The sequence below is a fragment of the Pseudomonas sp. TE3-3-F2023 genome, assembly GCF_036784815.1.
In the GTDB taxonomy this organism is placed as follows: Bacteria; Pseudomonadota; Gammaproteobacteria; order Pseudomonadales; family Pseudomonadaceae; genus Aquipseudomonas; species Aquipseudomonas pudica.
The window spans coordinates 2,464,866-2,489,954 of record NZ_CP145113.1 but is presented as its reverse complement, the minus strand read 5'-3'; the positions used below and the strand labels follow the sequence as shown (position 1 = coordinate 2,489,954).

Annotated in this window: 20 protein-coding genes and 4 tRNA genes; 4 read left to right on the top strand and 20 right to left on the bottom strand. The window is 64.9% G+C overall.

What is annotated here, in order from left to right; translation table 11 throughout:
- Window positions 1-41: 41 nt before the first annotated feature.
- On the top strand, window positions 42-974 hold the full coding sequence (locus V3314_RS11365; RefSeq protein WP_338460226.1) for a DUF1853 family protein: 933 nt from the start codon (window positions 42-44) through the stop codon (window positions 972-974).
- 223 nt (window positions 975-1,197) lie between these two features.
- The gene (locus V3314_RS11360; protein WP_085601484.1) at window positions 1,198-1,743 is read left to right on the top strand and encodes a cytochrome b; all 546 of its coding nucleotides are present in this window, start codon (window positions 1,198-1,200) and stop codon (window positions 1,741-1,743) included.
- On the opposite strand, the gene V3314_RS11355 is transcribed toward V3314_RS11360, so the two are convergent.
- A complete protein-coding gene (locus V3314_RS11355) occupies window positions 1,734-2,624 on the bottom strand; it encodes a pyridoxal-phosphate dependent enzyme (protein WP_108481032.1) in 891 nt (296 codons plus the stop codon). The genes V3314_RS11360 and V3314_RS11355 overlap by 10 nt on opposite strands.
- Window positions 2,625-2,778: 154 nt before the next feature.
- On the bottom strand, window positions 2,779-4,815 hold the full coding sequence (locus tag V3314_RS11350) for an NADPH-dependent 2,4-dienoyl-CoA reductase (RefSeq protein ID WP_046617250.1): 2,037 nt from the start codon (window positions 4,813-4,815) through the stop codon (window positions 2,779-2,781).
- Window positions 4,816-5,006: 191 nt separating this feature from the next.
- On the opposite strand from V3314_RS11350, the gene V3314_RS11345 reads away from it, so the two are divergent.
- Window positions 5,007-6,125 (top strand): nitrilase-related carbon-nitrogen hydrolase, encoded by a 1,119-nt coding sequence (locus V3314_RS11345; RefSeq protein WP_046617249.1) that lies wholly within the window; start codon window positions 5,007-5,009, stop codon window positions 6,123-6,125.
- 4 nt (window positions 6,126-6,129) lie between these two features.
- The gene (locus tag V3314_RS11340; protein WP_338460225.1) at window positions 6,130-7,170 is read left to right on the top strand and encodes an AraC family transcriptional regulator; all 1,041 of its coding nucleotides are present in this window, start codon (window positions 6,130-6,132) and stop codon (window positions 7,168-7,170) included.
- Window positions 7,171-7,521: 351 nt separating this feature from the next.
- On the opposite strand, the gene V3314_RS11335 is transcribed toward V3314_RS11340, so the two are convergent.
- The 18 genes from V3314_RS11335 to leuB form a co-directional block, all read right to left on the bottom strand.
- The gene (locus tag V3314_RS11335) at window positions 7,522-8,361 is read right to left on the bottom strand and encodes a DUF2242 domain-containing protein (protein WP_108479770.1); all 840 of its coding nucleotides are present in this window, start codon (window positions 8,359-8,361) and stop codon (window positions 7,522-7,524) included.
- 201 nt (window positions 8,362-8,562) lie between these two features.
- A tRNA-Asp gene (locus V3314_RS11330) sits at window positions 8,563-8,639 on the bottom strand.
- A 141-nt stretch (window positions 8,640-8,780) separates the two neighbouring features.
- A tRNA-Asp gene (locus V3314_RS11325) sits at window positions 8,781-8,857 on the bottom strand.
- A gap of 99 nt (window positions 8,858-8,956) precedes the next feature.
- Window positions 8,957-9,033 (bottom strand) — tRNA-Asp (locus V3314_RS11320).
- Window positions 9,034-9,099: 66 nt separating this feature from the next.
- A tRNA-Val gene (locus tag V3314_RS11315) sits at window positions 9,100-9,175 on the bottom strand.
- A gap of 167 nt (window positions 9,176-9,342) precedes the next feature.
- Entirely contained in the window at window positions 9,343-10,116 is a 774-nt protein-coding gene (locus tag V3314_RS11310) for an SDR family oxidoreductase (protein WP_046617028.1), read from the bottom strand.
- Entirely contained in the window at window positions 10,113-11,324 is a 1,212-nt protein-coding gene (locus V3314_RS11305) for an O-succinylhomoserine sulfhydrylase (protein ID WP_025338247.1), read from the bottom strand. Before V3314_RS11305 ends, V3314_RS11310 begins: the two co-directional genes overlap by 4 nt.
- 16 nt (window positions 11,325-11,340) lie before the next feature.
- On the bottom strand, window positions 11,341-12,846 hold the full coding sequence (purF, locus tag V3314_RS11300; protein ID WP_046617029.1) for an amidophosphoribosyltransferase: 1,506 nt from the start codon (window positions 12,844-12,846) through the stop codon (window positions 11,341-11,343).
- A gap of 42 nt (window positions 12,847-12,888) precedes the next feature.
- Window positions 12,889-13,446, bottom strand: coding sequence for a CvpA family protein (locus V3314_RS11295; RefSeq protein ID WP_013971612.1), 558 nt, complete (start codon window positions 13,444-13,446; stop codon window positions 12,889-12,891).
- Between the two features lie 211 nt (window positions 13,447-13,657).
- Complete coding sequence (locus V3314_RS11290; protein WP_338460224.1) at window positions 13,658-14,347, bottom strand: SPOR domain-containing protein; 690 nt, start codon at window positions 14,345-14,347, stop codon at window positions 13,658-13,660.
- Window positions 14,331-15,638, bottom strand: a complete 1,308-nt coding sequence (gene folC / locus V3314_RS11285; protein ID WP_085601479.1) for a bifunctional tetrahydrofolate synthase/dihydrofolate synthase — start codon at window positions 15,636-15,638, stop codon at window positions 14,331-14,333. The genes V3314_RS11290 and folC overlap by 17 nt, the downstream gene beginning before the upstream one ends.
- A complete protein-coding gene (gene accD / locus V3314_RS11280; protein ID WP_046617032.1) occupies window positions 15,638-16,531 on the bottom strand; it encodes an acetyl-CoA carboxylase, carboxyltransferase subunit beta in 894 nt (297 codons plus the stop codon). The genes folC and accD overlap by 1 nt, the downstream gene beginning before the upstream one ends.
- A gap of 221 nt (window positions 16,532-16,752) precedes the next feature.
- Window positions 16,753-17,373: a phosphoribosylanthranilate isomerase gene (locus V3314_RS11275; protein ID WP_046617033.1), complete on the bottom strand. Its 621-nt coding sequence runs from the start codon at window positions 17,371-17,373 to the stop codon at window positions 16,753-16,755.
- 61 nt (window positions 17,374-17,434) lie between these two features.
- Complete coding sequence (gene truA / locus V3314_RS11270) at window positions 17,435-18,289, bottom strand: tRNA pseudouridine(38-40) synthase TruA (RefSeq protein WP_200900022.1); 855 nt, start codon at window positions 18,287-18,289, stop codon at window positions 17,435-17,437.
- A gap of 200 nt (window positions 18,290-18,489) precedes the next feature.
- On the bottom strand, window positions 18,490-21,213 hold the full coding sequence (locus V3314_RS11265) for a FimV/HubP family polar landmark protein (protein WP_338460222.1): 2,724 nt from the start codon (window positions 21,211-21,213) through the stop codon (window positions 18,490-18,492).
- A 71-nt stretch (window positions 21,214-21,284) separates the two neighbouring features.
- Entirely contained in the window at window positions 21,285-22,289 is a 1,005-nt protein-coding gene (locus V3314_RS11260) for an aspartate-semialdehyde dehydrogenase (RefSeq protein ID WP_338460221.1), read from the bottom strand.
- Between the two features lie 527 nt (window positions 22,290-22,816).
- On the bottom strand, window positions 22,817-23,929 hold the full coding sequence (gene asd / locus V3314_RS11255) for an aspartate-semialdehyde dehydrogenase (protein ID WP_003260268.1): 1,113 nt from the start codon (window positions 23,927-23,929) through the stop codon (window positions 22,817-22,819).
- Window positions 23,930-23,992: 63 nt separating this feature from the next.
- Window positions 23,993-25,075, bottom strand: coding sequence for a 3-isopropylmalate dehydrogenase (leuB, locus tag V3314_RS11250; protein WP_013971603.1), 1,083 nt, complete (start codon window positions 25,073-25,075; stop codon window positions 23,993-23,995).
- Window positions 25,076-25,089: the final 14 nt, after the last annotated feature.

The window sequence follows — 25,089 nt, the reverse complement described above, 5'->3', positions numbered from 1 at the left end:
GCGAAACCACCGGGTAGCGGCAAACCGGCTATGCTCGCAGGATGATGCCATTCGCCCTGCTCCACGACCTGCCCCGGCAGCTACGCCGCCCTCACGTGCGCGACCTGGCCTGGGCCCTGCTGTCGCCCCCGTTGCTCAGCGCCCCGCCCTGCCCCCAGCGCCACCCGCTGGCGGGCAGCCTGTGGGCGGACCAGCCACAGCGCCTGGCGGACTGGCTGCGGGCGCTGGATGACGATGACCGCCCACTGCATGACTGGCTGGCGCAACTGGGCAGCCGGCGCCTGGGGCACTACTACGAACGGCTGTGGCAATTTGCCCTGGGCCAGGCGCCGGGCATCGAACTGCTGGCGGCCAACCTGGCGATTCGCGACGGCGGACGCACCCTGGGCGAGCTGGATGTGGTGCTGCGCGACCGCGACGGCGTGCACCACCTGGAACTGGCCATCAAGCTCTACCTGGGCCCGGAGCATTCCGGGCACGACCCCGTCGCCTGGCTGGGGCCGGGCTGCCATGACCGACTGGGAAGCAAACTGGCGCACCTGGCGCGGCACCAGTTGCCCATGTCGGCCGGGGCGCACAGCCGCGAGGTGCTGGCCCGGCTGGGGGTGGAGCAGCTGCAGGCGCATGTGTGGCTGGGTGGCTATCTGTTCTACCCGTGGCCTGGGCATGCGCAGCCACCACAGGGCGCCAACCCGCAGCATTTGCGCGGGCGCTGGCTGCGGCGGAGGGACTGGGTCATGGGCGAAGGTGAACGATGGCAGCCGCTGCAACGGCATGCCTGGCTGGCGCCGGCGCGGGTCGAGGCGCATGAGTGCTGGGCGGTGGAGCAGTTTGCGGCATGGCTGCATGTGCTGGAGCGGAAGGCTCCGGCGCAGTTGCTGGTGAGGTTGGAGCAAGAGGCTGATGGCGCCTGGCAGGAGGCTGAACGGGTGTTTCTAGTGGCTGACAGTTGGCCATTTCCCCCCGAGGCATGATGTCAGCTGTTCCGGCCTCTTCGCGGGTAAACCCGCTCCCACAGGTACAGCACAGCATTCAGAACCTGTGCAGTACCTGTGGGAGCGGGTTACCCACGAAGAGGCCGGTGCAGACAACACAATTTTCACAGACCTGGCGCAAAGATTCGTTCCCCCGTAGCCATTACAGTACTATCTGAGCGCCAGCAAGAGCGCCATTCCGACCTGATGACGAGGACCGATCATGGTTTCATCCACCCCCGCGACCCATTACGCGCGCTTGTCCATCGCCCTGCACTGGATGATGCTGGTGCTGCTGGCAGCTGTCTATGCCCTTATCGAACTGCGTGGCCTGTTCCCCAAGGACAGCGTCGAACGCAACCTGATGAAGGACCTGCACTTCATGCTCGGGCTCAGCGTGTTCGTGCTGGTCTGGTTGCGCCTGGCCATCCGCCTGAGCCGCCCGACCCCACCCATCGTGCCCAAACCTGCGGCCTGGCAGACCGGCCTCGCGCACCTGATGCACCTGGCGTTGTACCTGCTGATGATCATCCTGCCGCTTGCCGGCTGGCTGATCCTCAGCGCCGCCGACAAACCAGTGCCGTTCTTCGGCCTGGAGCTGCCGCATCTGATCGGCCCGAACCCGGACCAGGCCAAGTTCATCAAAGGCTGGCATGAACGCATCGGCAGCTGGGGCTACTGGCTGATCGGCCTGCACGCTCTGGCCGGGCTGTATCACCACTATGTGCAGCGCGACAACACGCTGCTGCGCATGCTGCCCTACAAGTAACCACGCCGGCCCTGCAGGCCGCCGGTGTGCACCACGATCAGGCGGGTGCCGGGCGCGAACAGCCCGGCCTCGACCTGCTCACGCAGGGCCAGCAGGGCCTTGCCGGTGTAGAGGGCTTCGAGCGGCACGCCGGTGTGCCGCTCGCAATCGGCGATGAACGCCAGCAGCTCAGCGTCGAACTTGCCGAAACCACCTCGGCAGGCGTCGTGCAGCTGGTAGCCATGCGCACCGGCCAGTGTCGCTACCGCGTCCGGCACGCCATGATCCCTGGGTACAGCCAATGCGCCATGCACGACATGTGCGCCCGCCTCGGCCATCACGAGGCCGGCCAGGGTAGTTCCCGTTCCTGCAGCCAGCCACCAGGCGTCGTAGCCCGACCAGCCCAGCGCGGCGATTTGCGCGCGCGCCTGCTGAATGACCAGCGCGCAGCCCTGTGCACCGGCCAGCCCACCGCCCCCTTCGGGGATGCAGTGCCAACCCGGGTAGTGTGCCTGCCAGGGCTCCCAGAAACCCGCTTCGTTTCGTACGCGGTAGCCGCCATAGCCCAGCCAGTGCAGTTCCATGCCCAGCGCTTGCAGGTCACGCACGGTTGGCGTGTCCTGGGCGTGGCCACGCAGCAGGCCGGCGGTGGCGAAACCGAAGCGCTTGCCGGCAGCGGCCAGGGCGTGCAGATGGTTGGAATGGTTGCCGCCGAGGCTTATCAGGCCTGGGGCCTTGATGGCGGAGGCGTGCTGCAGGTGGTGGCGCAGCTTGAACCACTTGTTGCCGCTGATCAGCGGGTCGATCAGGTCCAGGCGCAAGATGGCGGCTTCTACCTGGGCTTGTTGCAGCCAAGGCAGGATCAGGGGCTGCAGGGGGGCTTGGGGTAGGTCAAAGTGCATTGTGCGAGTTTACCAGCGAAAGTCGGGGGGCTGCTTTGCAGCCCATCGCCGGCAAGCCGGGCTCCCACAGATACAGCGCCAACCTCAAGCATCACGCTGTACCTGTGGGAGCCCGGCTTACCGGCGAAGGGCCGCGAAGCGGTCCCCGGCAATCTCAGAGCTCAGCCGCCAATCTCGAACCCTGGTTGATCGCCCGCTTGGCATCCAGCTCGGCCGCCACATCGGCACCACCAATCAGGTGCACCGACTGCCCCGCCGCCACCAGCCCGTCCTGCAGTTCGCGCAGCGGCTCCTGCCCGGCACAGATCACCACGTTGTCCACCGCCAGCACCTGCGGCTCGCCATCGGCCACGCGAATATGCAGGCCGGCATCGTCGATACCCAGGTACTCGACGCTGTTGAGCATCTGCACCCGCTTGTTCTTCAACCCGGTACGGTGAATCCAGCCGGTGGTCTTGCCCAGGCCGTCACCCACCTTGGATTTCTTGCGCTGCAGCAGGTACACCTGCCGCGCCGGGGCATGCGGCTCGGCCTTGATCCCGGCCACGCCACCGCGTGCCCGCAGATGGGTATCGATGCCCCACTCCCGCCAGAACGCCTCACGGTCCTGGCTGGTGGCCACGCCCTGATGCACCAGGTACTCGGAAACGTCAAAACCGATGCCACCCGCACCGATCACCGCGACAGCCTTGCCCACCGGCTTGCGCTCGAGCAGCACATCCAGGTAGCTGAGCACCTTGGCATGCTCGACACCGGGGATGGCCGGCGTGCGCGGGGCAATACCAGTGGCCAGGATGATCTCGTCGTAGCCACCGTCGACCAGGGCCTGCACATCGACCCGGGTGTTCAGGCGCAGGTCCACGCCCGTGCTTTCGACCTTGTTGCGGAAGTAACGCAGGGTTTCATGGAACTCTTCCTTTCCCGGCACCCGCTTGGCGACATTGAACTGCCCGCCGATCTCGCTGGCGGCATCGAACAGGGTCACTGCGTGGCCGCGCTCGGCCGCCACCGTGGCTGCCGCCAGGCCGGCCGGGCCAGCGCCGACCACGGCAATGCGCTTCACGGTGCGCACGGGCAGGTAGTTGAGCTCGGTTTCGTGGCAGGCACGCGGGTTGACCAGGCAACTGGTCAGCTTGCCGCCAAAGGTATGGTCCAGGCAGGCCTGGTTGCAGCCGATGCAGGTGTTGATCTCGTCGCCGCGGCCGGCAGCGGCCTTGTTGACGAAGTCCGGGTCGGCCAGGAACGGCCGGGCCATCGAAACCATGTCGGCATCGCCCTCGGCCAGCACCGCCTCGGCCACTTCCGGGGTATTGATGCGGTTGGTGGTGATCAGCGGAATGTTCACCACGCCGCGCAGCTTGGCGGTGACCTTGCTGAATGCCGCGCGCGGCACCTTGGTGGCAATGGTCGGGATACGCGCTTCGTGCCAGCCGATGCCGGTATTGATCAAGGTTGCGCCGGCCTGCTCGATGGCCTTGGCCAGCAGCTCGATCTCGTCCCAGCTGCTGCCGCCCTCGACGAGGTCGAGCATCGACAGGCGGAAGATGATGATGAAGTTCGGGCCTACCGCGCCGCGCACCCGGCTGACGATTTCCACCGCCAGGCGCATGCGGTTCTCATAGCTGCCACCCCAGCGGTCGGTGCGGTGGTTGGTGTGGGCGGCGAGGAACTGGTTGATGAAGTAGCCTTCCGAACCCATGATCTCGACGCCGTCGTAACCGGCGCGCTGGGCCAGCACCGCGCAATTGACGAAGTCGGCGATCTGCTTTTCGATACCCGCCTCGTCCAGTTCCTTGGGCTTGAACGGGTTGATCGGCGCCTGGATCGCGCTGGGCGCCACCTGGCGCGGGCTGTAGGCGTAGCGCCCGGCATGCAGGATCTGCAGGCAGATCTTGCCGCCGGCAGCGTGTACCGCCTCGGTGACGATGCGGTGCTTGTCGGCTTCTTCCTCGGTGCTGAGCTTGGCCGCCCCGGAATACACCCCCCCCTCATCGTTGGGCGCGATGCCGCCGGTAACCATCAGGCCGACGCCACCGCGGGCGCGCTCGGCAAAGTACGCCGCCATGCGCTCGAAGCCGCCCGGGCGCTCTTCGAGGCCAGTGTGCATCGAGCCCATCAGGGTGCGGTTGCGCAAGGTGGTAAAGCCCAGGTCCAGCGGGGCGAGCAGGTGCGGGTAGCGGTCGGCGGCCATGGAAAGGTCCCCAGGTGGCGTGATCACGGAATGCGGGTGCCGCACCGTCTGGCGGGCCCCGTCGTTTGTCTGCCTGCGACATTAAACAGCCGTTTGAATGGGCTCAATGATCGAAACTGACAAGTTATTGATCCTCGCGCACAGCACGACTACCCTAGGAAACTCCCGTTTCCAAGGCGCTGTCCTGCTTCATGCGAAAACTTCTGGCAAGCGCCCTGGCGCTGGTGATGATCGCCGCCCTTTGCGGCTACGGTTTCTGGACCCAGCAGCGCCCGGAAGGCCACTACCTGTCCGACCTGCGTATCGAACTGGCACTTAACCACGGCGTACCGGGCGAGCACGGCAACCTGCTCGGTGTCGAACCGCTGCTCTACCCGGGCGACTACCAGAACCTGCAGCGCCTGCACCGCAAGCTCGCGGCCTACCTGGAGCAGGCCCGTACCCAAGGGCTTGTAGGCCCGCGTACGGTGGTGGTGCTACCAGAGCACATCGGGACCTGGCTGTGGGCACGCGGGGAAAAGAACGAGCTGTACCAGGTCACGCAAAGCCGCGAGGCCCTGCAATGGCTGGAACTGAGCAACCCGCTGCGCTATGGCCTGGCCATGCTCCGTGCCGACGGGGACGACCGGCGCGCCGACGCGCACCTGCGCATGAAGGCCGATCAGATGGCCGCGGACTACCAGCAACTGTTCGGCGGCCTGGCCAAGGAATTCAACGTCACCCTGGTGGCCGGCTCCATCGTGCTGCCCGCCCCTTACGTGAAACAGGGCGTGCTGCATGCCGGCAGCGGCCCATTGTTCAACAGCAGCGTAGTGTTCGCCGGCGACGGTTCGCTGCTGGGCCAACCGCAACGCCAGCAGTTCCCCGACAGCGAAACACGCCGCTATGTGCATGATGGCCGCCAGCACCCGCTGCAGGTATTGCAAACCCCTGCCGGGCGCCTGGGCGTGCTGGTGGGCAGTGACAGTTGGTACCCGGAAAACCACCAGCAACTGGCACGACAGGCGGTACAACTGATCGCCAACCCGGTGTTCCTCAGCGGCAGGGGCAGCTGGCAAGCGCCCTGGCGCGGCAATCGCCACCAGGATGCCAGCGCCGGGCTGGCGTTGCAGCGCGGCGAAGTCAGTGAACAAGCCGCCTGGCAACGCCTGACCGAAGCGGCCGGGGCTGGTGTCAGCAGCATGAGCGTGTTCATGCGTGGGCAGTTCTGGGAACAGGGCAGCGACGGCCAGGGCTTTGCCCGCCAGGCGGGTGAATTGCTGGCAGGCACCCCCAGCCCTGGCGCCCGCTTGCTGAATTTGTGGTTGTAAGCCCATGGCCCGCCCCCGCGTGCGCCTGGGCGACCTTTCGGTTGGCTTTGTCCAGCCGCTGACCGAGGCCCTGCGCGAACTGGGCCACGACCCCGAACCTCTGCTGCGCCGCTATGGCCTGGATGCGGCGCGCCTGAGCAAAGCCGGTGCGCGCTTGTCGATCCCGCGCTACATGCACCTGGGGCACGCTGCCATCGAACTGTCCGGCGAGACCGCGCTGGGCCTGCACATGGGGCGCCTGAGCCGCCTGGCGCATGCCGGCCTGGCCGGGGTCACCGCTGCCCAGGCCCCGAACCTGGGCGAGGCGGCACGCGCCCTGTTGCGCTTCGAGCCGCTGTACGCCGCCAACTATCGCGGCCATTCCAGTTTCCAGGAAGATGCCCAGGGCGCCTGGCTACGCTTCTACTCCATCAGCCCCTACAACGCCTACAACCGTTTCGTGGTCGATTCGCTACTCGCCGGCTGGCTCGCCCAGCTTGCCGACCTGGCCGGTACGGCGGTACAGGCCGAACAGATGGAAATCGAGTTTGCCGCACCCGCCTACGCCGCGCGCTACCAGCCGCTGTGCAGCACTCCCGTACAGTTCGCCGCCGAAGGCAACCAGCTGCGCCTGAGCCGCGCCACGCTGCAGTTGGCCAACCCCAGGCACTGCCCCAGCACCTGGCAGCACCTGCTGCAGCTGTGCGAGGCGGAAATGCTTCAGCGTACGCGGGTGCGCAGCCTGGGTGAGCGCATCACCCACCTGTTGGGCCCTTTGCTCAATGGTGGCCGTGAACCGGACCTGGAAGAAGTGGCGCTGCACCTGCAACTGCCGACCTGGACCTTGCGCCGCAAACTGGCCGAGGAAGGCACGCGCTTTCGCGACCTGCTCAGCGAAACACGGCGCGACCTTGCCGAAACCTACATCCGCGATACGGAACTGGCCTTTGGCGAGATTGCCTATCTGCTGGGGTTTGCGTCGGCCGAGGCCTTCCAGCGCGCGTTCAAGCGCTGGACGGGCCTCACACCGGGGGAGTTTCGCCGCAGCCAGCGGCGGGCAGGCTAGAGTTCGGTAGCGTCGTCAGCCGGCTCCGGGGGGTCCAGTTCATAAGCCTGGAATTCGAGAAGTTCTTCCTGATATTCGTCCATAGCCCTACGCCCTCTTCACTCATTTTTCCTGATAACTGTCGCCTTCACCCTAGGCAGGTGGGATGAAGAAATCATGACAAGCTTATGAGTGGTAAACGTAGCAGGGGTTCAGGAAGTTATCGCGGCGCGTCTGTAACAGGGGATGGTCTGCCTGCACCGGCCTCTTCGCGGGTAAACCCGCTCCCACAGGTACTGCGCAGTTCTCAACATCTGCGCAGTACCTGTGGGAGCGGGTTTACCCGCGAAGAGGCCGGGTACAGGAAAGCTATCAAAGGGCGGGGGAAGCGGTCTCGGCGGCCTCGGCAGGCTGGGCTTCCTGCTGCACCTCGATCGGTGCCGCCTCCGCTGGCGGCGCCACTGGCTGCGAGCCCTGGCTGTCATCCAGCACCGGCGCTGCTACCGCCTCGCTGGCCGGGGCAACAGCGGCCGGGGCTGGCGCCGCTTCAACCAAAGGCGCCGCCACCGGGGCCGGTGCCACCGGCGCTGCCGCGGCCTGCTCCGGCAGCCCCAAGGCAGCCGCCGGCGCTTCGACCTTAGGCGCGGGCTCTTCGACCTTGGCCTTGCTCTCCTGCTTAGGCTTGGGCTTTGGCAGGTAGCTCTCCACCAGTGCGAAATAACGGTCATAGAACTGCGCCGCCGTCACCGTCTCGCTGGCCACCTTGACCATCGAGTCGTCGCTGGAGCCGATCGGCATCGACACCGAGCCCAATACACCAACGCCCAGGCTGGCGGAGGTATTGGACTTTTTCAGCGCATAACGATCCTGCAGAGCGTTGGCGAACATGGTCGAACGCTGCTCGTCGCTCACATCTGGCGCACAGGTGACGTTGAAGCTGATCTGCAGGTGGTTCTCGCTGTTCTGCTGGAAGCTCTTGTTGCCCACCACCTGGTTGGCGCCGCTGCTGGTAATGATGTAGCCCTGGCTGAGCAAGGCGCGCCGGGCGGCCTCGCAGGAGCCGGCATCGCTCACCGGGAAGCTGCGCGAGTAGGTGCCCGAGTCATCGAAGTTCTCGTGCTCGTAGACGGCGGCTTTTTTCGAGGAACAACCGGTCACACCCGCCAGCACCAGGGCCAGCCCGAGCGCACCAAAGACGGAAGATCTGGTCATTGCGAATTCCGGGTAAGTCGAGAAGGTGCCTATTGTGCAACACAGCAGGCAGGCACAGGAACCGCTGATCGGTGAAGAGTCTGTCAGGTTCGTGTAAATCTGGGTCAAGGGCGGCAATTGCCAGGCGCAAAAACGAAAAAAGCGACCCGAAGGTCGCTTTCTCGTAGCTTCGAGGGCGTCCAAGGGGCCTCGAGGCGAAGATGGCGCAGCGGACGGGACTCGAACCCGCGACCCCCGGCGTGACAGGCCGGTATTCTAACCGACTGAACTACCGCTGCGTATCATTCAGGCTTGCGCCCGATTGAAACCTGGGTCTACCCTTCCGGCGCGATGGCCTCAGGGCAGGCACAAAAAAAGCGATAACGTGATCGCTTCTCTTGTGTTTGCTTCGAGGTGTTCAAGGGACCTTGAAGCTAAGATGGCGCAGCGGACGGGACTCGAACCCGCGACCCCCGGCGTGACAGGCCGGTATTCTAACCGACTGAACTACCGCTGCGTATCGTTCAGGCTTTCGCCCGATTGAAACTGGGATCAGCCCAAGGTGTTTGCCTTGTGGCTTCAGACCGGCGCCAGGCACCCATCTGTTACTGAAAAATGGCGCAGCGGACGGGACTCGAACCCGCGACCCCCGGCGTGACAGGCCGGTATTCTAACCGACTGAACTACCGCTGCGCAGTGCGTTCCTCTCTGGCTATCGGCTTCTTGCGAAACCTGAAGCACCAGGAACATCTCAGGAAGTGGTGGGTGATGACGGGATCGAACCGCCGACCCTCTGCTTGTAAGGCAGATGCTCTCCCGGCTGAGCTAATCACCCTCGCGATGTTGCTTGTTGCGTTTGCTTCGCTGAGGCCGCGAAATTTACGCAGGTGGCGAAGCTAAGTCAATAGCCCCATTGAATTTTTTTCAGAAAAGCGCAAAAGCGGTGCGGTTGCCTGTGGCGGCCTCTTCGCGGGTTTACCCGCGAAGAGACTGCAAAAGGGCTCAGGTGTAGATCATCTTGCGGGTCATGCCGCCATCGACCACGAATTCCTGGCCGGTGACGAACGCCGCTTGCCGAGACAACAGCCAGGCAACCATGGCCGCCACGTCTTCCACCGTCCCTACCCTGCCCGTCGGGTGCTGGGCATGGTCCGCCTCGGACAACGGCTCGGCACGGCGCTGCGACGGGTCACGGGCATCGATCCAGCCCGGGCTCACCGCATTGACGCGGATCTCCGGGCCAAGGCTCATGGCCAGGGCATGGGTCAAGGCCACCAGGCCGCCCTTGCTCGCCGCATAGGCCTCGGTATCGGGCTCGGACTGCCGCGCCCGGGTGGAGGTGAGATTGACGATCGCCCCGTTGTGCGCACGCAGGTACGGCGCACAATGCTTGGCCAGCAGCATCGGGCCGTTGAGGTTGACCGCCAGCACCCGGTTCCACTGCGCCAGGCTCAGGCTTTCGAGGGTCTGGTTGTGCGGGTTGGCGATGGCCGCATTGCACACCAGCGCGTCCAGGCGGCCAAACTGCCCCAGCACCTCGGACACCCCGGCGCTGACCTGGGCCTCGTCGGCAACATCCATGGTGATGAACCAGGCATTGTCACCCAGGGCCTTGGCCACCTTGGCGCCACGCTGGCGGTCCAGGTCACTGAGCACCACCTGCCAGCCTTCGCAGATCAACCACGCGGCAATACCCAGGCCGATGCCGCGCGCGGCACCCGTCACCAGGGCTACCCGGCCGTTATGGCCGGGTTTACCGCCGCGGATTTCGATCACAGTGCCGCCAACCCGCGCGCCAGGTCTGCCTGCAGGTCGGCCACGTCTTCCAGGCCCACGGCAACACGGATCAGGCTGTCGCGAATACCGGCGGCTTCACGCTCCTGCGGCGTCAGGCGACCGTGGGAGGTGGTCGCTGGATGGGCGATGGTGGTCTTGCTGTCACCCAGGTTGGTGGTGATGGAAATCACCCGGGTAGCGTCGATGAAGCGCCAGGCGCCCTCTTTGCCACCCTTGACCTCGAAGCTCACCACCGCACCGAAGCCACTCATCTGGCGCTTGGCCAGTTCGTGCTGCGGGTGGCTCGGCAGGCCGGCGTAATGCACCTTCTCCACGCCCTCCTGCTGCTCCAGCCATTCGGCCAGTACCTGGGCGCTTTCGCAGTGCGCACGCATGCGCAGGCGCAGGGTTTCCAGGCCCTTGGTGAAGATCCAGGCGTTGAACGGGCTGAGGGTCGGACCTGCGGTACGCAGGAAGCCCACCACTTCTTTCATCTGCTCGGCACGGCCGGCAACCACGCCACCCATGCAGCGACCCTGGCCGTCGATGAACTTGGTGGCCGAGTGGAACACGATGTCGGCACCCAGCTTCAGCGGCTGCTGCAGCGCCGGGGTGCTGAAGCAGTTGTCCACCACCAGCATGGCACCGTGGGCGTGGGCGATTTCGCTGAGTGCGGTGATATCGACCAGCTCTGCCAGCGGGTTGGACGGCGATTCTACGATCAGCAGCTTGGTATTGGCCTTGATGGCCTTTTCCCAGCCGGCGAGGTCGACCAGTGGCACGTAGTCCACCTGCACGCCGAAGCGCTTGAAGTACTTCTCGAACAGGCTGATGGTCGAGCCGAACACGCTCTGCGACACCAGCACATGGTCACCGGCACTGCACAGCGACATCACCACGGCGAGGATCGCCGCCATGCCGGTGGAGGTGCCCACGGCCTGCTCGGCCCCTTCCATGGCCGCCAGGCGCTCCTCGAAGGCACGCACCGACGGGTTGGTGTAGCGCGAATAGACGTTGCCCGGCGTTTCGCCGGCAAACCGCGCGGCGGCATCGGCAGCCGTGCGGAACACATAGCTGGAGGTCAGGAACAGCGCTTCGCTGTGCTCGGCCTCCGGTGTACGGTTTTGACCGGCACGCACCGCCAGGGTGTCGAAACCGACACCCTCGAGGTCACTGTCCAGTCGTCCGGCATCCCATTGATCCGTCATGCCGTCGCTCCCGAAATCAGTTGTTGTAGAGGTCGATGATCGCGCTGACCGCCTGGTTCTTGACCTTGGCGAGGTCATTACGAGCCTGCTCGATACGGTCGAGGTAGGCTTCGTCGATATCGCCGGTGACATACTCACCGTTGAATACCGCGCAATCGAACTGGTCGATCTTGATCTTGCCGCCACCAACCGAGTCGATCAGATCCGGCAGGTCCTGGTAGACCAGCCAGTCGGCACCAATCAACTCGGCCACTTGTTCGGTGGTACGGTTGTGGGCGATCAGTTCGTGAACACTCGGCATGTCGATGCCGTAGACGTTGGGGTAGCGAACCGCAGGGGCTGCGGAGCAGAAGTAGACGTTCTTGGCGCCGGCTTCGCGGGCCATCTGGATGATCTGCTTGCAGGTGGTGCCGCGCACGATCGAGTCGTCCACCAGCATCACGTTCTTGCCGCGGAACTCCAACTCGATGGCGTTGAGCTTCTGGCGTACCGATTTCTTGCGCGCGGCCTGACCGGGCATGATGAAGGTACGGCCGATATAGCGGTTCTTGACGAAACCTTCGCGGAACTTGACGCCCAGGCGGTTGGCCAGCTCCAGGGCCGCGGTGCGGCTGGTGTCCGGGATCGGGATGACCACATCGATGTCGTGCTCGGGGCGCTCGCGCATGATCTTGTCGGCCAGTTTTTCACCCATGCGCAGACGGGCCTTGTACACCGACACGCCATCCATGATCGAGTCCGGGCGGGCCAGGTAGACATGCTCGAAGATGCACGGTTGCAGCTTCGGTGCTTCGGCGCACTGCTTGGTGTACAGCTGGCCTTCTTCGGTGATGTACACCGCTTCGCCCGGCGCCAGGTCGCGGATCAGGGTGAAGCCGAGCACATCGAGGGCCACGCTCTCCGAGGCGATCATGTATTCCACGCCTTCGTCGGTGTGACGCTGGCCGAACACCACCGGGCGGATGCCGTTGGGGTCACGGAAACCGACAATGCCGTAGCCGGTGATCATAGCAACCACGGCGTAACCGCCGACGCAGCGGCTGTGCACGTGGGAAACCGCGGCGAACACGTCTTCTTCGGTCGGCTGCAGCTTGCCACGCACCGCCAGCTCATGGGCGAACACGTTCAGCAGTACTTCCGAGTCGGAGTTGGTGTTGACGTGACGCAGGTCGGACTCGTAGATCTCCTTGGCCAGCTGTTCGACGTTGGTCAGGTTGCCGTTGTGTGCCAGGGTGATGCCATACGGCGAGTTGACGTAGAACGGCTGGGCCTCGGCCGAGGTCGAGCTGCCCGCAGTCGGGTAGCGCACGTGGCCGATGCCGATGTTGCCGACCAGGCGCTGCATGTGACGCTGCTGGAACACGTCGCGCACCAGGCCATTATCCTTGCGCAGGAACAACCGGCCGTCATGGCTGGTCACGATACCGGCAGCGTCCTGGCCGCGGTGCTGGAGGACCGTAAGCGCGTCATACAGCGCCTGATTGACGTTCGACTTACCGACGATACCGACGATGCCACACATGCGACGCAACCCCTACTTTGACGAAACTTGAGTGAATAGCGCTCAGGGCTTTGCCGGCCCGAGCAACTGTTCCTTGAACGGAAGATCAGCTGGAGTGCCGATCAGCCCACTGGGTGTCCACTGGCCGGTAAAACCCAGGATCAGGTTTTTCGACCAGTCGGCGACCAAGAGAAATTGTGGTATCAGGCGAGATTCCTGCCACCAGGTGTCTTGTTGAACCGGCCCCAGGCTGATCAGCCCGATGGCCACCACCACCAGCAAGGCCCCGCGCGCGGCGCCGAAGGCCATGCCCAGGAAACGATCGGTACCGGACAGCCCGGTCACGCGGATCAGCTCGCCGATGAGGAAGTTGATCATGGCCCCCACCAGCAAGGTGGCGACGAAAAGAATGGCGCAGCCGGCGATGACGCGCATCGACGGCGTCTGGATGTAGCTTTCAAGATACACCGAGAGCGAACCACCGAACATCCAGGCAACCGCACCGGCAATGATCCAGATGAGCAAGGACAAGGCTTCCTTGACGAAGCCGCGCTTGAGACTGATCAGTGTGGAGACGGCGATGATCGCGATGATCGCCCAATCAACCAAGGTAAATGCCACGGTGCTGCCTGCAGACGTTTGAGGCGGCGCATTTTAACAGAGCGGCGGGGGCTTGGGTAAGCGGAATGTCAGACAGATTGGTGTTGGCTTCATCGCCGGCAAGCCGGCTCCCACAGGAACTGCACAGGCCCTGAGAGCAGTGCGGTCGAGGTGGGGGCTGGCTTGTCGTGGCGACGAACCGCGTCGATGGGCGGCAAAGCCGCCCCGCGTATCAGCTGCGCTCAGGCTGGAAGCGCACCACGAAGCCCTTGAGGCTGTTCTGGCGATTGATGGCGTCACGCACGCGCTCAGCCTCGGCCCGCTCGATCAGCGGCCCCACGTACACCCGGTTCATGCCACCCGCCGAGCGGATATAGGCGTTGTAACCCTGGCTACGCAAGGTTTGCTGCAGCTTTTCGGCCCCGGCACGGTTGGACAGGCTGGCCAACTGGATCGACCAGCTGACCGGCAGGCCATTGACGTCGATCTTGGACGGCGCCGCGGGTGCGGCCGGCTTGGCTGCCGGCTGAGGCTCGACCTTGGCCACGGGCGCCTGCGGCTTGACGGGCTGGGGCTGGGGCTGAGGCTGAGGCTGAGGCTGAGGCTGCACCTGTACCTGAGGCTGGGTCTGCGGTGACGGTGTAATCGGCTGGCTGGGCGCGCTCGCCGGCGCAGTGGATTCGTCCACCACCACCGGTGCCTGCTGCGGCTCTTCGGGAATGACCTGCGGCTCCGGCACGGCGACCGGCTCCACCTTCACTTCCGGCAGGCTTGGCATGGCCGGCGCCTGCGGGGCCTCGACGCGCACCTGACGCATCTCGTCCTCGCGGGTGAACAGCATCGGCAGGAAAATCACCGCCAGCGCCACCAGCACCAACGCACCCACCATGCGCTGTTTCATCCCTTTATCCAGCACTGCCATCTACTCCACCCTCCTGGGCGTGCCGCTCCAGCCATTCCAGTGCCTGGGCAACACAGAAAAACGAACCGAACAGCAAGATCTGATCACCCGCCGTTGCCTGCGCGCACTGCCCTTCAAGGGCAGCGTCGACGCTGGCATAAGACTTCACCGCGGCGCCGAGGTTCGTCAAGGCCGTGGCCAGTTCTGCAGCCGGGCGACTGCGCGGGGTATCCAGTGGCGCCACCGCCCAGTCGTCGACCAGCCCCTGCAGCGGCGCAACAACACCGTCCAGGTCCTTGTCGGCGAGCAGGCCGAACACCGCCAGGCGGCGCCCTTTCAGCGGTCGGGCCGCCAGGCGCCGGGCCAGGTACTCCGCAGCATGCGGGTTGTGCCCGACATCCAGCAACAGTTCCACCGACTTGCCCTGCCAGCTCAGCAGGCGACGGTCGAGGCGACCCGTGATACGGGTATCCAGCAGCGCCTGGCGAATCTGCCCGGCGTCCCAGGGCAGGCCCATCAGCAGATAAGCCTGCAAGGCCAGCGTGGCGTTTTCCATGGGCAGGTCGAGCAAAGGCAGGCCACGCAGCTCCAACTGCGTACCATCAGCCGCAGTACCCCGCCAGTTCCAGCTGCCATCGGCACTGGCCAGGTCGAAGTCACGACCACGCAGGAACAGCGGCGCAGCCAGTTCGGCGGCCTTGTCCAGCAGCGGCTGAGGCGGATCCAGGTCACCGCACAGTGCCGGCTTGCCTTGACGGAAGATGCCGGCCTTCTCGAAGGCCACCAGCTCGCGGGTATCCCCCAGGTAATCGACATGGTCGACGCCGATGCTGGTCACCAGGGCCAGGTCGGCATCCACCACGTTCACGGTGTCCAGTCGGCCACCAAGGCCCACTTCCAGTACCACGGCATCCAGCTGCGACTGGTAGAACAACCAGAACGCGGCCAGGGTGCCCATCTCGAAGTAGGTCAGGGAAATATCGCCCCGCGCCGCCTCGACGGCGGCGAAGGCTTCGCACAGGCGCTCATCGCTGGCCTCTTGGCCATCGATCAGCACCCGCTCGTTGTAACGCAACAGGTGCGGCGAGCTGTACACGCCGACCTTGAGCCCCTGGGCACGCAGCAGCGAGGCCACGAAGGCGCAGGTCGAGCCCTTGCCGTTGGTGCCGGTCACCGTCACCACGCGTGGCGCCAGCTTGCCCAGCGCCAGCCGGGCAAGCACCTTCTGCGACCGCTCCAGGCCCATGTCGATGGCCGAGGGGTGCAACTGCTCGAGGTAGGCGAGCCATTCGCCCAGGGATCGTTGTTTCATCACGCGACGGCAGCCGCCTCGCGCGCTTGTTCCGGGGTTTCCTGGCCGGTCATCTGCGCCAGCAGGCGGGCCAGACGCGGGCGCAGCTCGCCACGGGAGATGATCAGGTCGATGGCACCGTGCTCCAGCAGGAACTCGCTGCGCTGGAAGCCTTCCGGCAGCTTCTCGCGCACGGTCTGCTCGATCACGCGCGGGCCGGCGAAGCCGATCAGTGCCTTCGGCTCACCGACGATGACGTCACCGAGCATGGCCAGGCTTGCAGAAACACCACCGTAAACCGGGTCGGTCAGCACCGAGATGAACGGGATGCCTTCTTCGCGCAGGCGCGCCAGCACGGCCGAGGTCTTGGCCATCTGCATCAGCGAGATCAGCGCTTCCTGCATGCGCGCACCGCCGGAGGCGGAGAAGCAGACCATCGGGCAGCGGTTTTCCAGGGCATAGTTGGCCGCGCGCACGAAGCGCTCGCCAACGATGGCGCCCATGGAGCCGCCCATGAACGAGAACTCGAAGGCGCTGACCACGATCGGCATGCCCATCAGGGTGCCGCTCATGGAGATCAGGGCGTCCTTCTCCCCGGTCTGCTTCTGCGCCCCGGCCAGGCGGTCCTTGTACTTCTTGCCATCACGGAACTTCAGGCGGTCGACCGGCTCCAGGTCGGCGCCCAGTTCGGCACGGCCATCGGCGTCGAGGAAGATGTCGATGCGCGCACGTGCGCCAATGCGCATGTGGTGGTTGCACTTGGGGCAGACATCCAGGGTCTTTTCCAGCTCCGGACGATACAGCACGGCCTCGCAGGCCGGGCACTTGTGCCACAGGCCTTCAGGCACCGAGCTCTTCTTCACCTCGGAACGCATGATCGAAGGGATCAGTTTGTCGACTAACCAGTTGCTCATGCTTTCTTTCTCCAGTATTGGCAGGCGTGGGCCGGTATCGCCGGCCCTGCCCTGCCCTTGAGCTCAAAATCTTTTATGAAACGATGATGGACCGGCCGCCGGGACTTCCAGCGCGCCACCCCACCGCTAATGTATGTCTTGCCGCCACAGGCGCGGGCGGCTGCCCCGCGGGGCTGCGAAAGCTATGGACGATGGCGCGCAGCCAGCCGTCACATCTGCCATCACGCCTGTTTCACCGCACGCATGAATGCCTCGATCTTCGCCGCGTCCTTGATGCCCTTGGCTTGCTCCACGCCGCCACTGACATCCACCGCGTACGGCCGCACCTGGGCGATGGCCTGGCCGACATTGTCGGCAGACAACCCGCCCGCCAGGATGATCGGCTTGCTCAGTCGCGCCGGCACCAGCGACCAGTCGAACGCTTCACCGGTGCCTCCGGGTACGCCTGGCACATAGGTGTCCAGCAGAATGCCGCGGGCACCGGCGTAAAGCTGGCAGGCCGCCTCCAGGTCGTCGCCCGGGCGCACGCGCAGGGCCTTGATCCAGGGGCGGTGGTAGCCTTCGCAGTCCTGCGGGGTTTCATCGCCGTGGAACTGTAGCAGGTCCAGCGGAACCACTTCGAGGATCTCGTTCAGCTCGCAGCGCGAAGCGTTGACGAACAGCCCGACCGTGGTCACGAACGGCGGCAGCTCGGCGATGATCGCCCGCGCCTGGCGCACGTCCACGGCGCGCGGGCTCTTGGCATAGAAGACGAAGCCGATGGCATCGGCGCCCGCTTCGGCAGCGGCCAGTGCGTCTTCGATGCGGGTAATCCCGCAGATCTTGCTGCGAACATTGCTCATGGACAGCGAACCCTGGTTGTTACGGTGAAAGGCCGGATGTTAGCAAATGACTTTTCGCCCGTCAGTCTGCCAGTGCCTCGTAGCCGGTCAAAAAGTGTGGGCCGATGTAACGCTTGGGCAGCGCGTACTCCTCGGGGTACTCCACCTGCACAAGGTAGAGCCCGTACGGGTGCGCCGTGACTCCACCTTCGCGGCGGTTGCGCCCCTCCAGCACCTCGCGCGCCCAGGTGGCCGGGCGTTCTCCGGCACCGATGCTCATCAGTACACCGGCAATGTTACGCACCATGTGGTGCAGGAAGGCAGTGGCACGCACATCCAGCACGATCATCTGGCCATGGCGGGTGACGCGCAGGTGGTAGATGTGCTTGACCGGCGACTTGGCCTGGCACTGGCTGGCGCGGAAGGCACTGAAGTCATGGGTACCGAGCAGGTACTGCGCGGCTTCGGCCATGCGCTCCACATCCAACGGGCGGTGGTTCCAGGTGACTTCCTCGGCCAGGTGCGCCGGGCGGATCGGGTCGTTGTAGATGACGTAGCGGTAACGCCGGGCACAGGCCTTGAAACGGGCATGGAAGTCGGCAGGCATCGGCCGCGACCAGACCACGCTGATGTCGTGGGGCAGGTTGAAGTTGGTGCCCATGGTCCAGGCGCGTTCGTCGCGCACGGCGCGGGTATCGAAGTGCACGATCTGCCCGCAGCCATGCACGCCGGCGTCGGTGCGCCCGGCGCAGATCACCGAGATCGGCTCGTTGGCCACCTTGGACAACGCCTGCTCCAGGGCCTGCTGGACACTGGGCACACCACTGGCCTGACGCTGCCAGCCACGATAGCGCGCGCCTTTGTATTCCACGCCCAGGGCGATGCGGGAGTAGCCTTCGGCCGCGGACTCGGCGGCGGCGGTGTCGATGATGTCCAAGAGCATGAAACCTGTGGGGTGTACGGAATGGCGGGGATTATAACGACAACGGCAGCCGTGTAGGGCTGCCGTTGAATATGCACCGCATTTGAGGGCCTCTTCGCGGGCTCGCCCGCTCCCACAGGTTACTCACAAGGTCGAAAATGTGTGGAGATCCTGTGGGGGCGGGCAAGCCCGCGAAGAGGCCGGCCCTGCTTACATCAGACCAGTCGGGAGAGCATGTCCTCGGCTTCCTGACGCTGGCTGTCGTCGCCATCCCTGACCACTTCATCGAGGATGTCGCGCGCGCCCTGGTTGTCGCCCATGTCGATATAGGCGCGGGCCAGGTCAAGCTTGGTGGCCACTTCGTCGCTGCCGGAGAAGAAGTCGAAGTCCAGGTCGTCCAGTGGCTCGGGCTCAGGCTGGGCAAGCGCGTCCTCACTGGTGAAGTGCGGCTCCAGCGACGGCGATTCGAGGCTCTGCGACAGCTTGTCCAGTTCGGCATTGACGTCGTCCAGCTCCGAGGCAAAGCTCTTGGCTGCTGGCGAATCGTCTTCCAGCGACAGCGACAGGTCGAAGTCGGACGGCAGGTCGAACTCGGAAAGCGGGTCGAACGCTGGCTCGCTGTCGAAGGCAGCCAGCTCGGCAGCGACATCCACCGGGTTTGCGTCGTCTGCAGTCGGGGCGGCCGGGGCAACCGGTTCGCTGACGTCGAGGTCGAAGTCGGACAGGTCCACAGCGGGCTGTGTCTCGGCCTGGGCCAGCATGGCCTCGAATTCGGCGTCGGCGTCGGCCGGCAGCTCGGCGTCCACGGCAAACGGCTGGTCTTCCGGCTGAGCCGTATCCAGCACCGGCTCATCCAGTACCGGCTCGTCGACGACAGGTTGCTGGGCCACCGATTCGTCCAGCAACGGCGTCGCCAGCGGGTCTTGCTCGGGCAGGTCGTCACCCAGGCTCAGGTCGAAGGCACTGTCCAGGTCCTGCTCGTCCAGGCCCGGCGCATCGAGGGTCGGCACTTCATCGAAGGCATCCAGCTCAGCATCCAGATCAACTTCAGGCTCGAGCGCTGCGTCAGGTTCCGACTGGGCAACGGCCTCTGGTTCAGCCGCCACCTCTGGCTCGAACGCCGGCACTTCTTCGGCCGCCACGTCGGCAACCACTGGCGTTTCAGGCTGATCTTGCAGCAGCTCCTGCACGTACTGCTCGTCCATCTCGGCAGCCAGGGCCGCAGCGCCCAGGCCGGCAGCGGCCAGGCCGAGCATGGCTGGGTAACGCTCTTTCAGCCCGGCAACCGCTGCACTGTTCGGCTCGCTGGCCGGCAGCTTGCGCTCCTGCTCGACGAACGCGCTCTGATCCCCCTGGCGTGCATACACATCCATCAGTTTCAGGCGCAGGTCGTCACGCTGAGGCGCGGCGGCCACGGCAGGCTCCAGCAGGTCGGCGGCGCGGTTCAGGCGACCTTCGGCCACGCATTGTTCGACCTCCGCCAGCAACGCGGCATGGGGGTCGGCTTGCGGTTCAGGTTGCGCTTCGACGGCGGGTACCGATGTTTTTTCCGCGGCGGTGGCGGCGGCAGCCGAAGCAGCGACCACGGCCGGCGACAGGGTCACGCTCGGGGCCGAGACCTCGACGCCATCGAAGCTTGCGCTATCGCTGTCGAAGCCTGCGCCCTGCTCTTCTTCCAGCGCCCGCGCCATGCGCAGGTGCTTTTCAGCCTCCTGCTGGGCCTTGCGCTTGCGCGCCAGCAGCAACAGTAAAAGCAGCAGTACGAGGAAGGCACTACCGGCAATCAGCCCGAGCAGCAGCGGGTTGCCCATGATTTCGTCGACCACGCTGCCAGGCTGGCCGGCAGGTGCGGCCTCGGCGGCGGGCACCGGCTTGGGTGCGGTATCGACGGCGGCAGGCGCAGGCTTGACGACCGGTTGGGCCGGCGCCGTCGCACCCTGAGCCTCAAGGCGGGCCAGCTGGTTGTTCTTCAGCTCGATCAGACGCTGCAGCTTGTCCAGCTGGCTCTGCAGGTCGGCCATGCGGCTCTTGAGTTCTTCGTTGTCGCGACGGCTGGTGTCCAGGCTTTCCTGGGCCACCGCCAGCTTGTCGTTGAGAGCCTTGGCCTGGTCGGCACCGGCCTGGTTGCCCGGGCTGACCAGGCGCAGGTTGTCGCCCTGGGCGATACGTGCCGGCGCTGCCTCGGCGGCGCCGCGACGGGTCGCGTCCAGCTGGCGGGCGCGCGGCCCCAGGCGGCGGCCTTCACGCCAGGCGGCATACTGCTCGGCCACCTCAGCGATCGCCTCGCCCTGTGCGATATTCTGGATCTGCTGCTGGTCGGGCAGGCGCAGCACCTGGCCGACCTTCAGCTGGTTGATGTTGTTGCCGATGAAAGCGTCCGGGTTAAGCGCCTGGATCGCGATCATTGTCTGCTGGATCGAGCCACCCTGGGTGTTGCGCGCGGCAATCTGCCACAAGGTGTCGCGGCGTTGGGTGGTGTAGCTGCCGGCAGCGGTCACCGCTGGCGCGACATTGCCCGCCGCAGGCTTGTCGCCCTGGGCCTTGGCCTGGTCGAGCAGCACGCTGTAGTCACGCAGCAGGCGGCCTTGCGGCCACATCACCTGGACCAGGAACTTCACCACCGGTTCAGGCAGCGGCTGGCTGGAGGTAACCCGCAGCACGCTCTTGCCGTTGGGGTTGATCACCGGCGTGAAGGTGAGGTCTTCGAGGTACGTCGGCAGCGCCACCCCTGCCTTGCTGAACTCTTCCGGCGGCGCCAGGCTCGGTGCCACTTCGGCGGCGGTGAGGTCGCGCACGTCGAGCAGCTCGATCTCGGCGTCCAGGGGCTGGTTCTGTGCCGACTTGAGGGTCAGCTCCCCCAGGCCCAAGGCATTCGCCATGCCCGACGACAGCGCCGATGCTGCAGCCATGGCCAGAACCAGTTTGCGAATTCGAAGCATGACCTCTTCCCTTGTATAAAGCGTCCTGAAACCTGCATGCAGAGCAGGACAATAGTGCTCGCCAGTATCTTTTACGGCATGTGTTTAATCAACAATTGCGCCACTTGCACGGCATTGAGCGCGGCGCCTTTGCGCACATTGTCGGTGGTCAGCCAGAGGTTGAGCTGCTGGTCTTCATCAACACCGTGCCGTACACGACCAACATAGACCACGTCCTGGCCCACTGCGTCGCCTACCGGGGTTGGATAATCATCGCGCTCCACCAGTTCGACGCTGTCGGCTGCCTCGAGGGCCTGGTTGACCGCGCCCAGGTCTACCGGGCGACGGCTCTGTACCGCCACACTGAAGCTATCGCCGAAAAATACCGGGACTTGAACGCAGCTCACGGAAATCTTCAGCTCCGGCAGGCCCAGCAACACGCGCAGCTCGCTGACCAGGCGGCGCTCCAGGGCCGTGTGGCCTTGCTCATCGGCGGCTCCGACCTGGGCCAGCATGTTGAACGCCACCTGGCGATCGAAGAAGCGTGGCTCCAAGGGGCGGGCATTGAGCAGCTCGGCGGTTTGCCGGGCGAGTTCGTTGACCGCTTCACGGCCTTGTGCGGACACCGCCAGCGCGGCCATTACCTGCACCCGCTCGATATCCAGCAGGCCCTTGAGCGGTGCCAGTGCAACGGCCAGGGCTACCGCGGCCGAGCACGGGCTGACGATGCGGGCGGGCAATACCAGGCCGGCCAGGCGTTCGGCGTTGGCTTCCGGCACCAGGGCCAGGGCGTCGTCCAGACCAGCGGAAAGGTCGATGACCGTGCAGCCTGCCTGCAGCGCCTTGCTGGCAAAGCTGCGGCTGACGGCGGCGCCTGCGGCGAAGAAGGCCAGCTTGACCTGGGCGAAGTCGAAGCTGTCCACTTCACGTACCTTCAGCTTCTTGCCGGCGAACATCACGCTGCTACCCGCCGACTCCATGCTGGCCAGCAGGTGCAGGGTGGCGACCGGGAAATCCAGCTCTTCGAGGATCTGCACCAGGGCTTCACCGACGCTGCCGGTGGCGCCGACGACGGCGATGTCCAAAGGGTTTGTCATGGAAGGGATCCTTTTGCTGAAAACGGCGGGGGGCGGCACTTTACTCGGATTGTAGAGTTTTGTCTGTGCTGGCCCAAACCTAGAGCTGCGCTGCTCTTGCTCTTGCTCTTGCTCTTGCATCGAGTAGGCATTCATTCGCGATGGTGGCGCCAAGTCACCTTTCCGCCCTTACGGCGGGTCCCTTTTTGTCGTGGCAAAAAGGAACCAAAAACCGTCGGCTCCCATCATCCGGCCCCTACGCTTCGCTCCGGGGTCCCCTCGCTACGGGCCTGCTCCCGGGAGTACGCGCTGCAGGCCCCATCCATGGGGCCTCAGCGCTTGACGGGCATCCATGCCCGTCACCTCCCTCCGCAGTCCCTTCGCTCGGCCTCCTGAAGTCGCAATCGGCGGCGCCTGAACTATCGCGCGCCTAGAAGCAAAATCAAAAGCAAAAGCAAAAGCAGAGAAAAGCCGGGCCGGCCGGGATGGATCGGCAATAAAAAAACCCGCGCTGTCACCAGCGCGGGTTTTCGGTCAGACCGGAACGATCAACGCTCCAGCAGAATCCGCAGCATGCGACGCAGCGGCTCGGCCGCGCCCCACAGCAGCTGGTCACCTACGGTGAAGGCGCCCAGGTACTGGGAGCCCATGTTCAGTTTGCGCAGGCGGCCAACCGGGATGTTCAGGGTGCCGGTAACCTTGGTCGGGCTCAGCTCCTGCATGCTGATTTCACGCTGGTTAGGCACCAGTTTCACCCAAGGGTTGTGCTGGCTGATCATGCCTTCGATGTCGGCCAGCGGCACGTCCTTGTTCAGCTTGATGGTCAGCGCCTGGCTGTGGCAACGCATGGCGCCAATGCGCACGCAGATGCCGTCGACCGGGATCGGGCTCTTGAAGCGGCCGAGAATCTTGTTGGTCTCGGCCTGGGCCTTCCACTCTTCACGGCTCTGGCCGTTCGGCAGCTCCTTGTCGATCCATGGGATCAGGCTGCCAGCCAGCGGCACGCCGAAGTTCTCGGTCGGGAACGCTTCGCTGCGCATGGTCTCGGCAACCTTGCGGTCGATGTCGAGGATGGCGCTGGCCGGGTTGGCCAGGTCATCGGCAACGGCAGCATGGGTAGCACCCATCTGCTTGATCAGCTCGCGCATGTTCTGCGCGCCGGCACCCGAGGCCGCCTGGTAGGTCATGGCGCTCATCCACTCGACCAGGCCGGCTTCGAACAGACCACCCAGGCCCATCAGCATCAGGCTGACGGTGCAGTTGCCGCCGATGTAGTTCTTGGTACCCGCGTCCAGCTGCTGGTCGATGACCTTGCGGTTGACCGGGTCGAGGATGATCACCGCGTCATCCTGCATGCGCAGGGACGAGGCGGCGTCGATCCAGTAACCCTGCCAGCCGGCTTCACGCAGCTTGGGGAAGACCTCGTTGGTGTAGTCGCCGCCCTGGCAGGTCAGGATCACGTCGAGGGTCTTGAGTTCTTCAATCGAATAAGCGTCCTTGAGCGGAGCTGTATCCTTGCCCACGTTCGGGCCCTGGCCGCCAACATTGGAGGTGGTGAAGAACACCGGCTCGATGAGGTCGAAATCCTGCTCCTCCAGCATCCGCTGCATGAGCACGGAACCGACCATACCGCGCCAACCGATCAGACCTACACGTTTCATCGCAACTACACCTTTGCTAAAAGTGGGCCGCCACCGGGAATTTTGGGTGGCGGGCCAGAGAGATTACAGATTCCGCAGCGCTGCGACTACTGCGTCGCCCATTTCCTGCGTACCAACTTTGCGGCAGCCTTCCGAGAAGATGTCGCCGGTGCGCAGCCCCTGATCCAGGACCAGGCTCACGGCCTTCTCGATCGCCTCGGCGGCAGCCGACTGATTGAAGCTGTAACGCAGCATCATCGACACCGACAGGATGGTCGCCAGCGGGTTGGCGATGCCAAGGCCTGCGATGTCCGGCGCCGAGCCGTGGCACGGCTCGTACATGCCTTTGTTGTCGGCATCCAGCGACGCCGAAGGCAGCATGCCGATGGAACCGGTCAGCATGGAAGCTTCATCCGACAGAATGTCACCGAACATGTTGTCGGTCACCATCACATCGAACTGCTTGGGCGCACGCACAAGCTGCATGGCGGCGTTGTCGACGTACATGTGGCTCAGTTCAACATCCGGGTAGTCCTTGGCCACGTCCTCGACCACTTCACGCCACAGCTGGCTGGACGCCAGGACGTTGGCCTTGTCCACCGAGCACAGCTTCTTGCCACGCACGCGGGCCATGTCGAAGCCGACACGGGCAATGCGGCGCACTTCGCTCTCGCTGTACGGCAGGGTGTCGTAGGCCTGGCGCTCGCCGCCTTCCAGCTCACGCTGACCACGCGGGGCACCGAAGTAGATACCGCCGGTCAGCTCACGGACGATGAGGATGTCCAGGCCGGAAACGATCTCTGGCTTGAGCGACGAGGCATCGGCCAGTTGCGGGTAGAGGATGGCCGGGCGCAGGTTGGCGAACAGGCCCAGTTGCGAACGGATTTTCAGCAGGCCGCGCTCGGGGCGGATATCACGCTCGATCTTGTCCCACTTCGGCCCGCCCACGGCGCCCAGCAGCACGGCATCGGCCTTGCGCGCACGCTCCAGGGTCTCGTCGGCCAGCGGCACGCCGTGCTTGTCGATGGCAGCGCCACCGATCACGTCGTGCTCCAGGCTGAAACCGAGCTGGAACTTGTCGTTGGCCAGCTCCAGCACCTTGACCGCCTCGGCCATGATTTCCGGGCCGATACCGTCACCTGGGAGAATCAGAATCTGCTTGCTCATGCTTTCCTCTATCC

What these genes read in the sequence shown, in the direction of transcription:
- V3314_RS11365 (WP_338460226.1), top strand. Translation starts at nt 42, where the DNA reads ATGATGCCATTCGCCCTGCTCCACGACCTGCCCCGGCAGCTACGCCGC.
- V3314_RS11360 (WP_085601484.1), top strand. Translation starts at nt 1,198, where the DNA reads ATGGTTTCATCCACCCCCGCGACCCATTACGCGCGCTTGTCCATCGCC.
- V3314_RS11355 (WP_108481032.1), bottom strand. Translation starts at nt 2,624, where the DNA reads ATGCACTTTGACCTACCCCAAGCCCCCCTGCAGCCCCTGATCCTGCCT.
- V3314_RS11350 (WP_046617250.1), bottom strand. Translation starts at nt 4,815, where the DNA reads ATGGCCGCCGACCGCTACCCGCACCTGCTCGCCCCGCTGGACCTGGGC.
- V3314_RS11345 (WP_046617249.1), top strand. Translation starts at nt 5,007, where the DNA reads ATGCGAAAACTTCTGGCAAGCGCCCTGGCGCTGGTGATGATCGCCGCC.
- V3314_RS11340 (WP_338460225.1), top strand. Translation starts at nt 6,130, where the DNA reads ATGGCCCGCCCCCGCGTGCGCCTGGGCGACCTTTCGGTTGGCTTTGTC.
- V3314_RS11335 (WP_108479770.1), bottom strand. Translation starts at nt 8,361, where the DNA reads ATGACCAGATCTTCCGTCTTTGGTGCGCTCGGGCTGGCCCTGGTGCTG.
- V3314_RS11305 (WP_025338247.1), bottom strand. Translation starts at nt 11,324, where the DNA reads ATGACGGATCAATGGGATGCCGGACGACTGGACAGTGACCTCGAGGGT.
- purF (WP_046617029.1), bottom strand. Translation starts at nt 12,846, where the DNA reads ATGTGTGGCATCGTCGGTATCGTCGGTAAGTCGAACGTCAATCAGGCG.
- V3314_RS11290 (WP_338460224.1), bottom strand. Translation starts at nt 14,347, where the DNA reads ATGGCAGTGCTGGATAAAGGGATGAAACAGCGCATGGTGGGTGCGTTG.
- folC (WP_085601479.1), bottom strand. Translation starts at nt 15,638, where the DNA reads ATGAAACAACGATCCCTGGGCGAATGGCTCGCCTACCTCGAGCAGTTG.
- accD (WP_046617032.1), bottom strand. Translation starts at nt 16,531, where the DNA reads ATGAGCAACTGGTTAGTCGACAAACTGATCCCTTCGATCATGCGTTCC.
- V3314_RS11275 (WP_046617033.1), bottom strand. Translation starts at nt 17,373, where the DNA reads ATGAGCAATGTTCGCAGCAAGATCTGCGGGATTACCCGCATCGAAGAC.
- V3314_RS11265 (WP_338460222.1), bottom strand. Translation starts at nt 21,213, where the DNA reads ATGCTTCGAATTCGCAAACTGGTTCTGGCCATGGCTGCAGCATCGGCG.
- V3314_RS11260 (WP_338460221.1), bottom strand. Translation starts at nt 22,289, where the DNA reads ATGACAAACCCTTTGGACATCGCCGTCGTCGGCGCCACCGGCAGCGTC.
- asd (WP_003260268.1), bottom strand. Translation starts at nt 23,929, where the DNA reads ATGAAACGTGTAGGTCTGATCGGTTGGCGCGGTATGGTCGGTTCCGTG.
- leuB (WP_013971603.1), bottom strand. Translation starts at nt 25,075, where the DNA reads ATGAGCAAGCAGATTCTGATTCTCCCAGGTGACGGTATCGGCCCGGAA.